A 12,507-nucleotide genomic window follows, 5' to 3' on the forward strand; every position below is an offset into this window, starting at 1 on the left:
GCGCTCGCTCAGCGCGCCAGTGCCTGCTGGAACGAGGTATCGATGATGCCTGCCGTGACCAGCGGAGCCGGCAGCGCCTTGACCTTGAACAGGAAATCCGCGGTGCCTTGCAGGTCGGCAGCGGCTTGCTGATCAACCGGGCCGACGGTCATGTGCGCCTGGCGCAACCAGTGCCGCGACACTTCCTGATCGAGATTGGCCTTCTTCGCCCACAGATCCGCGTACTCGTCGGTGTGGCTGTCGACCCAGGCCCGAGCCAGTTTCAGGCGCCCGAGAAAGTCGGCGATCGCCTCGCGCTTGCTATCGATGGATGGCGCGGAAGCCGCGATGGCGCTCAAACCCGGCATCAGGTTTTTCACGGTCAGAATCGGTCGCGCACCGGAAAACACGATCTGCTGGGAAATGTACGGTTCCCACACCGGGAAGGCATCGATGCTGCCCTGAGGCAAAGCAGCCGCGGCGTCGATCGGCATCAATTTGACGAAGTCGACGTAGTTTTCCGGCAGGCCGCCCTGCTCCAGCGCTCGCAGGGTCAACTGCTGGCTCCAGGCGCCCGGCCAGTAGGCGACTTTCTTGCCTTTCAAATCCTCGATGGTTTTTACCGGCGAATCCTTGGGCACCAGCAGCGCGATAGTGTCCGGGTTCTGCCGTGACACGCCGATCAGTTTCACCGGCGCCTGTTTGGCGGCGAGGAACAGAAAGCCCGAGTCGCCGAGAAAGCCCAGGTCCAGCGAGCCGGTCTGCAATGCCTCGGCCAATGGTGCCGCAGCCTGGAAGTGTTTCCAGTCGACGGTGTAAGGCGCGTCCTTCAGCACGCCGGATGCTTCCACCGAGGCGCGGATGTTGTAGTAATTCTGGTCACCGACGTGCAGGACCACAGGTTCGGCTGCGTAAGTCAGAGGCGATGTAATCATGGCGCTGGTCAACGCGGCGCGTAGGAAACGGGAGAGCTTCATGGCGAGTCCTGCAAAGGGGATTTTTTATAGACCATAACGCTCTTACAAATCGGATTTGAAATTCGATTAGCGCATAAGCTCAGCACTGTCGATGAGCGCTGTTTGTCTGGCAACAGTGGCGCGGCACAGTGTTTTCCCTGCAACAGTTCAAAACACACAAACCCTCTCAAAACCCCATAAACACAGGGTTTTGGGCACATGGCACAGAGCCTGCAATATTCCATTCATGCAGGAAGCATTCGATAAAAATATCTTTTTGGACATAAGAATCTGTTGCTTTGCCGGAGCGTGCCCATGAAATCCCGCTTACCGTTTTCCCGCGTCAAAACGCTGCTCGCGGCCTGCGCTGTGGCCCTGAGCCTGCAACCGCTCGCCCACGCGGCGGAAACCCCGCCCGCCGAAGTGCATCTGGACTACGCCTATTACTCGCCGGTCAGCCTGGCGCTCAAGCACTTGGGTTATCTGGAAAAAGCCCTGCCCCAGAGCAAGGTCAGTTGGGTGCTGAGCCAAGGCAGCAACCGCTCGCTGGAATACCTCAATAGCGGTGGCGTGGACTTCGCGTCATCAGCCAGCCTCGCGGCGGTGCTGAGCCGTGCCAACGGCAGCCCGATCAAATCGGTGTACGTCTACAGCCGCGCCGAGTGGACCGCGCTGGTGGTGCGTAAAGACTCGCCGTACCAGACCGTCGCCGACCTCAAGGGCAAGAAAATCGCCGCCACCAAAGGCACCGATCCGTACCTGTTCTCCCTGCGCAGCCTGCAACAGGCCGGGCTGAAAAAGGACGACGTGGAGCTCGTGCACCTGCAACACCCGGACGGCCGCACCGCTTTGGAGAAAGGTGATGTCGACGCCTGGGCCGGCCTCGATCCGCACATGGCCGCCAGCCAGGTGCAGGCCGGTTCACGCCTGCTGTATCGCAATCGCGACTTCAACAGCTACGGCGTGGTCAGCGTCACCGAGCAATACGCCAAGGAACACCCACAAACCATCGAAACGGTGATCAAGGCCTACGAACAGGCCCGCGAGTGGTCGGTGAAAAACCCGGACGAACTGGCCCGACTGCTAGCCAGCGAATCCGGCCTGCCGCTGGATGTGGCCAAGCTGCAACTGTCGCGCACCGACCTGAGCAGCCCGCAACTCACCGCCAAGGACGTGCTCGCCTCGAAAGCCGCGGCGCCGATTCTGGTCTCCGAAGAACTGGTGCGCCGTGGGGTAAATGTCGATCAGGTGATCGATCAATTGATCGACACCGGTTTCCAGCAAGTCGCCGCCCAGTAACCAATCGGGCTCACAACAAGTCCGCGCCCGTCGCGGATTTGTCGTGAGCGGAGAACCGTCCATGAGCAATGACCTGCCCGCCCGCCTGGCCGCGCCGCTGCCGCGCCGACAAACCCTGCCGTTGAATCCGCTCTGGCGGCGGCGCCTCAAAGGGCTGGCCCTGCCGCTGCTGATCGTGATCGCCCTGGAGATCATCGTGCGCGTCGGCTGGCTGCCGTCCTATCAGATGCCTGCGCCGAGCGAAGTCGCGCTGACCCTGACTGATCTGGCCGAAGGCGCACTGTGGAAACACATCGGTGCCAGCCTGATCCGCGTGCTGATCGGGTTTGCCATCGGCGCAAGTCTGGCGCTGGTGTTTGCCGCGTGGGTCGGTCTCAGCCGGGAGGCCGAGGCTTATCTCGAACCGACCTTCGCCGCGCTGCGCTCGATACCGAGCCTGGCGTGGGTACCGCTGTTGCTGTTGTGGCTGGGCATCGACGAGACCTCGAAAATCGTCCTGATCGCTATCGGCGCGTTCTTCCCGGTGTACGTCAACGTGGTCGCGGCGATCCGCAATATCGACCGCAAACTGGTGGAAGTCGGCCACATCTATGGCTTCAGTCGACTGCAACTGGTGCGCCGGATTCTGCTGCCCGCCGCCCTGCCCGGCCTGTTCACCGGGCTGCGCAGCGGCATGAGCCTGGCGTGGATGTTTCTGGTGGCGGCCGAACTGATCGCGGCAACCAAAGGCCTGGGTTACCTGTTGAGTGACGGGCGTGAAACCTCGCGCCCGGACATCGTGTTGGCGGCAATTATCGTATTGGCGCTGCTGGGCAAACTCAGCGATGGCTTGCTCGCCGCCCTCGAACGCCGCTGGCTGGTCTGGCGCGACACCTTCACCGGTCAGGGCAGCAAGGACTGATCCGCACAACTAAGCTGAACCTTCAGGCAGTGTTCGTCGGAGGTTCGGCCGATGTGCGGAAGACTTTCGCAATACCGCGGCATCCACGATTTCGTTGCAGTGCTGAGCATTCCCGATGCGCTGATAAATCACGTCGGCGATGCACCGCTGGCACACTACAACGCGGCGCCCACCACTGCGCTGGCTATTCTTCATCAACATGAACAACGCCTTTACGCCGACAACTTGCGCTGGGGCTGGCGGCCGCACTGGGCCAAGGATCGCGCGGCGCCGATCAATGCGAGAGTGGAGAAAGTAGTCCACGGTCCGTTCTTTCGAGCGATCTGGCGTCATCGCCTGATTGTGCCGGTCGACAACTGGTTCGAGTGGGTCGACGGGCCGGACAAGAGCCGTCAACCCTGGCTGATCCATCGCGTCGATCATCAACCGGTTTTCTGCGCCGCCATCGGCCAGTTTCCGACACCCGATGCGCAATCGAGGGAAGACGACGGTTTCGTGATCATTACCGCCGACAGCGAAGGCGGCCTGCTCGATCTGCATGATCGCCGGCCCATCGTATTGTCCGCCGAGGGGGCGCGGGAATGGCTCGATCCCGCCACGCCTGTGGAGCGCGCTGAGCAAATGTTGCTGTTCGAAGGGTTGGGCAGCGAGGCCTTCGAATGGCACAAAGTCGGCAAAGCTGTCGGCAACTCACGCAATCAGGGCGCGGAATTGATTGAAGTGGTGACCTAAATATTGTCCGGGGTGACACGTCTATCAAATAGTCGGAAGGTGCGAATCAGATTGATGCCACAGTGCAAGTGAAAACCGTTCGTTACAGTCAGTGTTTCAATCTCGAAACATTCATTGAATCAGTCGTTTGATTAAAACCAACCGCCTGTCTGACATTTCAATCGTCATACATACATTTAGTAACACTACAGATAGCATGCGCGCCGCATTTCCTATTGGCATACCAGTTGACCAAAGAGTCAACAAACCGGGAATACCCTACAAACTTACAAGCCTTGCAGAGAACTAAGTTGCGCGACGATTTTGCAATCAAACAGGCCAACGGCCTGGAGTGTATTTATCTGTCCATGACAGAACGCTTTCAACTCGACTGTTTTATCGCCCACTACATAAAGACTCGAAACCTGCGTGACGTACCCGAGATCGACCGCATCCTGCGCGCCACTCTCCAAAACTATCCCTGCCACCCGCCGGTGATGGTCAACGAGCTGAATGCCTGGATCGACAAGACCTTGGGTTATCGGGCTTCACACCCCGATTTCACACAGCTGGACGATCTTTGATGAAACGAAAAAGCCCCGCAATCGCGGGGCTTTTTCGTGGTAGCGCTTAAGGTTTGAGCGGGCGTTCCTGGTCGCGATCAGACAACTCGCGGCTGTCGTCATGTTTCCAGGTCTGCTCCTTGTGTTTCTCCCGCTCGATCTCTTCTTCGCTCGGTTCTTCATCTTCTTCGGGACGTTTCTGCTCGGTTGCCATGTTCACCTCGCTGCCATAAGTCGTCAGTCATCCTTACAGCGTAGAACAGATTCAGACAGGCAACTTACAACCACCAGCGCAACAGAAAGAAGAACGCCATACTCAATAGCATGCTAAGCAACGTATTACGCGTGTAGATCACTAGTCCGATGGCGACTAAAGAACTCAGCAAATAGGGATTGTCCCACTGCAAATTCAGCTGTTTATCCGGCATGAACACGATTGGTCCGCAAATCGCGGTCAACATCCCCGGTACGGCGAAACCCAGAAATTGCCGTGCGTTACTGCTCAAACGCACCGGCAAGCGCGGTTCGAGAAATACGTAGCGGTTGAGGAACACCAGAATCCCCATGCCGAAAATCACTGCCCAGACCATCATGTGCGCTCCCGATACAGCTTGTTGCAGATAAACCCTGCGGTCATTCCCGCCAGCCCCGACAGCACCAGCGCCGACCCCCACTGCCAATAACTGAACAGCACCGAGCAGAACAGCGACACAGCCACGCAAACCACGGTCGGCACGTTGCGCACCACCGGGGTGATCAGGGCGATGAAGGTCGCGGCAATCGAGAAGTCCAGCCCCAGATGCTCAAGCCCCGGAATGCTGCTGCCGAGCACGATGCCGGCCAGGGTGAAGAGGTTCCAGGCAATATAGAACGTCAGGCCGACGCCGAGGGCATACCAGCGGTTGAACTGCTGGCGATCGTGCTGACTGGTCAGGGCGAACAGCTCGTCGGTGAGCAGAAAGCCCAGGCCGATGCGCCAGCGACCCGGCAACGGCGAAATCACATGGCGCATGCTCATGCCGTAAAGCAAATGCTGCGACGTCAGCAGCAGCGTGGTCAGCAGAATCGAGAAAATCCCGGCTCCGCCCTTGAGCATGCCGATCGCCACCAGTTGCGCAGCACCAGCGAACACGATGCTCGACAAGCCCTGCCCTTGCAGCGGCGTGAGGTTGGCTTCGATCGCCATGGAGCCGGCCAGCAGCCCCCACGGCGCGGTCGCCAGGGATAACGGCATGATCGCCGCGGCTCCGCGAAGAAAGGCACTGCGCGGCATTAATGAGTCAGACATAACGCTCTTCAACCGTGAGACAAGACTCCGGACTCTGCCAGCAAAGGCGCTTTGCTGGCTTGAACAATCTTGCGCAGTTGTCAGAAATCTCCCAGCCGCGAGCCGCCGACCGGCGTACCATTGCAGCCATTCACATTTGCGTCAGGGAGACGACATGTTGTATCGAATTGCCGCCGACGGGCTGGTGCTGTTTCACCTATCGTTCATTCTGTTCGTGCTGTTTGGCGGGCTATTGGTGCTCAAGTGGCACCGAGTGGCGTGGCTGCATCTGCCGGCCGCAACCTGGGGCGTGATGGTCGAGGTGTTGCACCTGACCTGCCCGCTGACCTACTGGGAAAACCTGATGCGCCACGCTGCCGGGCAAACCGAGTATGCCGGCGGCTTCATCGAGCATTACGTCTGGCCGATCATCTACCCGGCGGGGCTGACCCCGCAGATTCAGTTGGCGCTGGGCAGCGTGGTGCTGGCGATCAACCTGCTGGTATACGGGCGTCTGATCCGTCAGTGGAAACTGCGTCGCGCCGCCCGCATTCCGTTTTAACGCGTTTTCAAGGTTTCCAGCCAGGCCGGATCGAGGCGCGTCTGATCGGTGTCCAGACCGAGCGCCTCCATCCGAGCCTTGTGCGCCTCGACTTCCCGATGCAATTGCGCATGATCGCTGGAGTTGCCGTCCAATTCGTGCATCTGGGTCAGGCCAAGGTGATAGAAACGCAGTACTTTCATCGCCGTCGGATCCCCCTTCTCGACCGCCGCCGTCACCTGATGCATGACGTTGGTGACGCTCATCAAACTGCGCTTGAGCCGCCAGCCGTACACCGCCGGGGCCATCCAGGTCTGATTCCAGAAACGCCCGCGCAACAACCCCGCCGTCAGCAGAAATGCGCCGAACACCCCGCCGACATTGAACCGCAGGTTATCCCCGCCCGGCTCGCCGAACAGCGCCACCGCCACGGTCGAAAACGCCATTGCCAGCACCAGGAACAGCACCGCGATGATCAACGTGCTGCGCCGGGTCTGCTGGCGATAAGTGATGGCATCGATCGGTTGAATCTCGAACATCGCGACAGGCTTCCATGGCTTGAAATAAAAAGAGGCCGGCGCATTATCGCCTCTGAGGCGGATTTAGCTATGCTGGAGCTCCTTTTCATCTTTTCAAAGTCCAACGGGGACATGGCGATACCACGCAGATCGTGCCATCTTCATTCATGGATACACACTATTCGGATGCCATTGGCCAGGCCGGCAATGACATCGTTTTAAGGATCACTGCATGACCCAACGACACGTAATCAATGCCTCGGTCAGCCCAAAAGGCAGCCTGGAAACCCTTTCCCAACGTGAAGTTCAGCAACTGAGCCAGGCCGGAACCGGCAGCACCTACACCCTCTTCCGCCAGTGCGCCCTGGCAATCCTCAATACTGGCGCCCATGTCGACAACGCGAAAACCATTCTGGAAGCCTACAAGGACTTCGAAATCCGCATCCACCAGCAGGATCGCGGCGTGCGCCTGGAACTGCTGAACGCCCCGGCCGATGCCTTCGTCGACGGCGAAATGATCGCCAGCACCCGGGAAATGCTGTTCAGCGCCCTGCGCGACATCGTCTACACCGAGAACGAACTCGATGCCCTGAGCATCGACCTCAGCACCTCGCAGGGCATCAGCGACTACGTCTTCCACCTGCTGCGCAACGCGCGCACCCTGCGTCCGGGCGTCGAGCCGAAGATCGTCGTGTGCTGGGGCGGCCACTCGATCAACACCGAAGAATACAAATACACCAAGAAAGTCGGCCACGAACTGGGCCTGCGCAGTCTCGACATCTGCACCGGTTGCGGCCCCGGCGTGATGAAAGGCCCGATGAAAGGCGCAACCATCGCCCATGCCAAACAACGCATCCACGGCGGCCGCTATCTGGGCCTGACCGAACCGGGCATCATCGCCGCCGAAGCGCCGAACCCGATCGTCAATGAGCTGGTGATCCTGCCGGACATCGAAAAACGCCTGGAAGCCTTCGTCCGCGTCGGCCACGGCATCATCATCTTCCCGGGCGGCGCCGGCACCGCCGAAGAGTTCCTGTACCTGCTGGGCATCCTGATGCACCCGGACAACGCCGGCCTGCCGTTCCCGGTGATCCTGACCGGGCCGAAACATGCCGCGCCGTACCTGGAGCAACTCGACGCTTTTGTCACCGCCACCCTCGGCGAAGCAGCGAAACAGCACTACGAAATCATCATCGACGACCCGGCCGAAGTGGCGCGGCAGATGACGGCTGGCCTCAAAGCCGTGAAGCAGTTCCGCCGCGAACGCAACGACGCGTTCCACTTCAACTGGCTGCTGAAGATCGACGAAGGCTTCCAGCGTCCGTTCGACCCGACCCACGAAAACATGGCCAACCTCAAGCTGCACCGCGACCAGCCGCCCCACGAACTGGCGGCCAACCTGCGCCGCGCGTTTTCCGGGATCGTCGCCGGCAACGTCAAGGACAAGGGCATTCGCCTGATCGAGGAACACGGGCCGTATCAGATCCGTGGCGACGCCGCGATCATGCAGCCGCTCGATCTACTGCTCAAAGCCTTCGTCGCCCAACACCGGATGAAACTGCCGGGCGGCGCGGCGTATGTGCCGTGCTATCGCGTGGTTTCCTGACCGCAATCGATGCAGTTTAACCATGAGGGAGTGAGCTCGCTCCCTCATGGCTCATCGACACTACCGATCCGCCCTGCTCTCTGACACAAAAGCCCCGCTGATTCCCCACGACAGCCGTCATGTGGGCGTACTAAGCTGGGCGATTGTTTTTTCAGGGACGATCCATGAAACGTTTTGCCGCCTGCCTGCTGTCTCTTCTGGCCCTGACGGCCAATGCGGCAGATCTGCAACTGCTCACCGACAACCATCCTCCACTGCATTTCCTTCAAGGCGACCAACTGGTGGGCTTCGGCGTGGATGTGGTTCAGGCCCTGGCCGCGCAGACCGGCGATCGCATTCACTTGCAACAAGTACCGCTGCTGCGCGCCCTGCGCATGGCCAGCGATACCCCGGACACCGGGGTATTTACCGTCCTGCGCACCGACGCACGCGACGACCGCTACCAATGGGTCGGACCGCTGATCGAAGTCGAAACCGCGCTCTATGCCCACGACAATTTTCACCCACCGGTACGCAGCCTGCGCGAGGCCGATCACCTGGGCCGAATCACCGTGCCACGCAAATGGCTGGTCTACAGCTATTTGCAGGAACAGGACCTGACCAACCTCTACGGCGTGGAAACCCCGGAACAAATGATGCGTCTGTTCAGTCTCGGGCGAACCGACTTCGTGGTCTCGGACACGCTGTCCAGTGCATCCCTCGCCCGCGAGCAAGGCATGGAGCCAGGTCGCTTGCAGTACCAGATGCCGTTGATGAAACAGGACACCTACATCGCGTTCTCGCGACAGACTGATCCGAAGCAGGTCGCACGCTGGCAACAGGCGCTGGATACGCTGCGCGCCGACGGTCGCCTGGAGAAAATGCGCCAGCGCTGGCTGAGCAATACCCTGCCGCGCTGATCACGCATCAACGCCTTTGATAACAACTATCTGAAAAGGTGTTTTTTCTTCTGGCGCCCGTGGCCATAAAGTGGCGGTCATCTTCTTCCCGTTTTCTGGTGCACCCCATGAAAGACTTCATTGCCCTCGGGTTCATCGTCGCGCTGATCGGCGCCACTTCAGCGATTGCCAACGCCCACGGCAACGGGCACGTCGTTGCCATGACCAGTGTCGGTCAGTCCGGCACGTTGAACGTCGATACCGTCGGCCTTGGCAGCGAAGCCACGGGCAGCCTGGAACAGACGCTCTACGTTGCGCAGAACGCCTCCGAGTACGGTTACGACTATTGAGCCACCAGCCGCGCCGCCAAGGCCTTGGCCTGCGACGCGACATCGGTCACTGCCGTACTTTCCCACCACATCCCCCTCAGTGGCGGGCCCATCGCGAACAGTCTTTGTGACACCTTTCCCTGCGCATCCAGCACCGCGCCGTCCACCGTCGCCGCAATCCCCAGCGCCAATGGCCCCGGTTGCACCAGCCCACGGGCCAGCAACTGCTGCGGCAAGGGCCGGTCTACCCGGCGCCAGTCATACTCGATACCACTGGAATTGATCAGCGCCGCGCCTTGTACTACGCGTGTTTCATTTTCGCCCCGACGACGGATGCGAATGCCAACACCACCGCCCGACACTGGCTCAAGAACTTTATAGGACGCGGCGTGAATACGCAGACGCCCCTCTTTACGTAGACGCTCGACCAGCTCCGCACTCAGCGGCGGCGAACGATGGTGATGGCTTTCCCACCACGGCCGCACATGCCGCACGAATTGCCGGCGTTGCACATCGCTTGCCTGGCTCCACAGTCGACCGATATGCGCGCGCACCGTATCCAGCGGTGCCTGCCAGTCGATGCCTTGGGCGGTTGCGTCCTGGCAATGCCGGCGCAATTCGCGCAGTAACTGCCGGGGCGTACGGAGGTTGTGGTCCTCGGCGAGAAAGTCCACCCACGCCGGCGGCTGTCGACGCACATGGGGCAGCAGCCCGTGCCGGGAAAACACCTCGATCGGCCCGCGATGCCCGGCCTGCTCCAGCGAGACCACGGCATCGACCATGGTCAGGCCGGAGCCGATGATCAGCACCGTGGATTGCGGATCGAGCTGGCGCATGGCGCCCACATCCCACGGGTCGAGCGCGGCGGCATTGAGGCCGCTGGACTGCTTTTGCGGCGTACGGGCGGCGGGGAACATGCCGGTGGGGAGCACTGCAAAAGCGCCTTGCAGTCGCTGGCCGTCGCTCAAGGTGAACTGCACCGAATCAACTGAAGCCTGTACATCAATCACCTCTGCGCGCACGTGCTCAACCGTCGAACCATGCTGCGCGCCCACCTGCTGCGCTTCGGCCAGACGCTGCTGCACATAGACACCGAACAGTCCCCGTGGCGGAAACAGTTCGCTGACCGGCACATGTTGCTGATCCGACTCGGGCCAACCGCCACCGGCAATGTGATCGGTCAGCCATTGGGTCAGGTCATCGGCATTGTCCGGATCAACGCTCATCCGTGCGGCATTGCCATTGAGCGTGTGGCCCAGTTCAACCGCGCTGTACGCTTCACCCCGGCCCAATTCGGCCCGAGGCTCGATCACCAGAATCCGTCGCCGCCCCGGCAGGCGCAGCAATTGCACCGCCAGCATCGTGCCGCTGAGGCCGCCGCCGACAATCAGGATGTCGGCCTTATCGGTTTGAGTCATGCCGTTCTCGCAGCAGAGGGTTTGCTCAAGTCAGTGTCGTGCAGACGCCGCGAGCGAGTCTAGACAGACGCAACCTTTTTCTCCTGCCGATGCAGCTCGCCGAGGTTTCGATAGCCGCTGCCCGGATGGATCTGCGGCAACCTCGGCCCTTCGCCAAACAGCTTCTCGCGTAACGTCCCCGGCGCGTATTCGGTCTTGTAGACGCCGCGCTTCTGCAGTTCCGGAACCAGCAACTCCACGGCGTCGATGAAGGTTTCGTGGGTCAGTGCGTAGGCCAGGTTGAAGCCATCGACGTCGGTTTCGTCGACCCATTCCTGCAACAGGTCAGCGACGGTTTCCGGGCTGCCGACGAACAACGGGCCGAAACCGCCGATCCCGACCCAGTCGGCCAGTTCGTTCGGCGTCCAGACCTTGTTCGGATCCGCCGTGGAAAACGCCTCGACTGCTGATTGAATGGCGTTGGTGTGTACGTGTTTGAGCGGTTCGTCCGGTTTGAAGCGGCTAAAGTCGATACCCGTCCAGCCGGAAATCAGCGCCATCGCGCCCTCGTAACTGACCCAGGATTTGTATTCTTCGAACTTGGCTTTGGCCTTGGCGTCGGTCTCGCCGAGGATCACGGTTTGCAGGTTGAAAATCAGGATCTTCGACGGATCGCGCCCGGCCTCGGCGGCGCGGCGGCGAATGTCGGCCACGGTTTTCTTGAGCAGCACTTTCGACGGCGCAGCGACGAAAACGCACTCGGCATGCTCGGCGGCAAACTGCTTGCCCCGGCTGGAAGCGCCCGCCTGATAGAGAACCGGCGTGCGCTGCGGCGACGGTTCGCAGAGGTGAATGCCCGGCACCTGGAAGTGTTTCCCGTGGTGGCGGATCTCGTGGATCTTGTTCGGGTCACTGAAAATCCGCCGTTCGCGATCCCGCAGGATCGCGCCCTCTTCCCAACTGCCTTCCCAGAGCTTGTAGCAGACCTCCAGGTATTCCTCGGCGAAGTCGTAGCGCGCGTCGTGTTCAGTCTGGGCTTGCTGGCCGATGTTCTTTGCACCGCTCTCCAGATAAGACGTGACGATGTTCCAGCCGGCGCGGCCCTTAGTCAGGTGATCGAGGGTCGACAGGCGTCGGGCGAATGGATACGGATGTTCGAAGGACAACGAAGCGGTCAGACCGAAACCCAGGTGCTCGGTCACCAGTGCCATCGGCGGGATCAGTTGCAACGGATCGTTGACCGGCACCTGCGCCGCCTGCCGGATGGCCGCCTCGCCGTTGCCGTTGTACACGTCGTAGATGCCCAGCACGTCGGCGATGAACAAGCCGTCGAACTTGCCGCGCTCGAGGATTTTCGCCAGATCGGTCCAGTACTCCAGATCCTTGTACTGCCAGGAACGATCCCGAGGGTGAGCCCACAGGCCCGGTGACTGATGGCCGACGCAATTCATGTCGAAGGCGTTGAGACGGATTTCACGGGGCATCAGACGGCACTCCCGATTTTCAGGAGGCATTTGGAGGTGTGATTTGAGGCGATCATGTGAGGCGACTCCGTGGTTTCC

General features: G+C 60.5%; 15 protein-coding genes. 8 read left to right on the forward strand and 7 right to left on the reverse strand.

Features of this window, described 5'->3' with window-relative positions; genetic code table 11:
* Positions 1-8 precede the first annotated feature (8 nt).
* On the reverse strand, positions 9-956 hold the full coding sequence (locus AC07VV_RS06825) for an ABC transporter substrate-binding protein (RefSeq protein ID WP_495035754.1): 948 nt from the start codon (positions 954-956) through the stop codon (positions 9-11).
* 294 nt (positions 957-1,250) lie between these two features.
* Between AC07VV_RS06825 and AC07VV_RS06830 the strand changes: the two genes are divergently transcribed.
* From AC07VV_RS06830 to AC07VV_RS06845, 4 genes are all read left to right on the forward strand, one after another.
* Positions 1,251-2,234, forward strand: coding sequence for an aliphatic sulfonate ABC transporter substrate-binding protein (locus AC07VV_RS06830; RefSeq protein WP_495035755.1), 984 nt, complete (start codon positions 1,251-1,253; stop codon positions 2,232-2,234).
* Between the two features lie 61 nt (positions 2,235-2,295).
* A complete protein-coding gene (locus tag AC07VV_RS06835; protein WP_495035756.1) occupies positions 2,296-3,135 on the forward strand; it encodes an ABC transporter permease in 840 nt (279 codons plus the stop codon).
* Between the two features lie 51 nt (positions 3,136-3,186).
* Complete coding sequence (locus AC07VV_RS06840; RefSeq protein ID WP_495035757.1) at positions 3,187-3,867, forward strand: SOS response-associated peptidase family protein; 681 nt, start codon at positions 3,187-3,189, stop codon at positions 3,865-3,867.
* Positions 3,868-4,157: 290 nt separating this feature from the next.
* Positions 4,158-4,430, forward strand: coding sequence for a hypothetical protein (locus AC07VV_RS06845; RefSeq protein WP_085731946.1), 273 nt, complete (start codon positions 4,158-4,160; stop codon positions 4,428-4,430).
* Between the two features lie 46 nt (positions 4,431-4,476).
* Here AC07VV_RS06845 and AC07VV_RS06850 read toward each other — a convergent pair whose 3' ends face one another.
* From AC07VV_RS06850 to AC07VV_RS06860, 3 genes are all read right to left on the reverse strand, one after another.
* Positions 4,477-4,623, reverse strand: coding sequence for a hypothetical protein (locus AC07VV_RS06850; protein ID WP_169430743.1), 147 nt, complete (start codon positions 4,621-4,623; stop codon positions 4,477-4,479).
* A 64-nt stretch (positions 4,624-4,687) separates the two neighbouring features.
* On the reverse strand, positions 4,688-4,999 hold the full coding sequence (locus AC07VV_RS06855) for an AzlD domain-containing protein (RefSeq protein ID WP_164872179.1): 312 nt from the start codon (positions 4,997-4,999) through the stop codon (positions 4,688-4,690).
* Entirely contained in the window at positions 4,999-5,697 is a 699-nt protein-coding gene (locus AC07VV_RS06860) for an AzlC family ABC transporter permease (RefSeq protein WP_045121617.1), read from the reverse strand. The genes AC07VV_RS06855 and AC07VV_RS06860 overlap by 1 nt, the downstream gene beginning before the upstream one ends.
* A 154-nt stretch (positions 5,698-5,851) precedes the next feature.
* On the opposite strand from AC07VV_RS06860, the gene AC07VV_RS06865 reads away from it, so the two are divergent.
* A complete protein-coding gene (locus tag AC07VV_RS06865) occupies positions 5,852-6,238 on the forward strand; it encodes a DUF2784 domain-containing protein (RefSeq protein WP_096820132.1) in 387 nt (128 codons plus the stop codon).
* Here the strand turns inward: AC07VV_RS06865 and AC07VV_RS06870 are convergent.
* On the reverse strand, positions 6,235-6,756 hold the full coding sequence (locus AC07VV_RS06870) for a DUF3087 domain-containing protein (protein ID WP_495035758.1): 522 nt from the start codon (positions 6,754-6,756) through the stop codon (positions 6,235-6,237). The genes AC07VV_RS06865 and AC07VV_RS06870 overlap by 4 nt on opposite strands.
* Before the next feature lie 211 nt (positions 6,757-6,967).
* Between AC07VV_RS06870 and ppnN the strand changes: the two genes are divergently transcribed.
* The 3 genes from ppnN (at position 6,968) to AC07VV_RS06885 (ending at position 9,569) form a co-directional block, all read left to right on the forward strand.
* On the forward strand, positions 6,968-8,341 hold the full coding sequence (ppnN, locus tag AC07VV_RS06875; protein ID WP_064597381.1) for a nucleotide 5'-monophosphate nucleosidase PpnN: 1,374 nt from the start codon (positions 6,968-6,970) through the stop codon (positions 8,339-8,341).
* A 164-nt stretch (positions 8,342-8,505) separates the two neighbouring features.
* Positions 8,506-9,240 (forward strand): substrate-binding periplasmic protein, encoded by a 735-nt coding sequence (locus AC07VV_RS06880; RefSeq protein ID WP_495035759.1) that lies wholly within the window; start codon positions 8,506-8,508, stop codon positions 9,238-9,240.
* A gap of 107 nt (positions 9,241-9,347) precedes the next feature.
* Entirely contained in the window at positions 9,348-9,569 is a 222-nt protein-coding gene (locus AC07VV_RS06885; RefSeq protein ID WP_096820138.1) for a hypothetical protein, read from the forward strand.
* On the opposite strand, the gene AC07VV_RS06890 is transcribed toward AC07VV_RS06885, so the two are convergent.
* Both AC07VV_RS06890 and AC07VV_RS06895 read right to left on the reverse strand, forming a co-directional pair.
* Entirely contained in the window at positions 9,563-10,966 is a 1,404-nt protein-coding gene (locus AC07VV_RS06890) for an FAD/NAD(P)-binding protein (RefSeq protein WP_495035760.1), read from the reverse strand. The two genes, AC07VV_RS06885 and AC07VV_RS06890, sit on opposite strands and share 7 nt — an antisense overlap.
* A gap of 59 nt (positions 10,967-11,025) precedes the next feature.
* On the reverse strand, positions 11,026-12,429 hold the full coding sequence (locus tag AC07VV_RS06895) for an LLM class flavin-dependent oxidoreductase (RefSeq protein WP_495035761.1): 1,404 nt from the start codon (positions 12,427-12,429) through the stop codon (positions 11,026-11,028).
* Positions 12,430-12,507: the final 78 nt, after the last annotated feature.

It is taken from the genome of Pseudomonas sp. GW821-FHT02C04 (genome assembly GCF_059421845.1).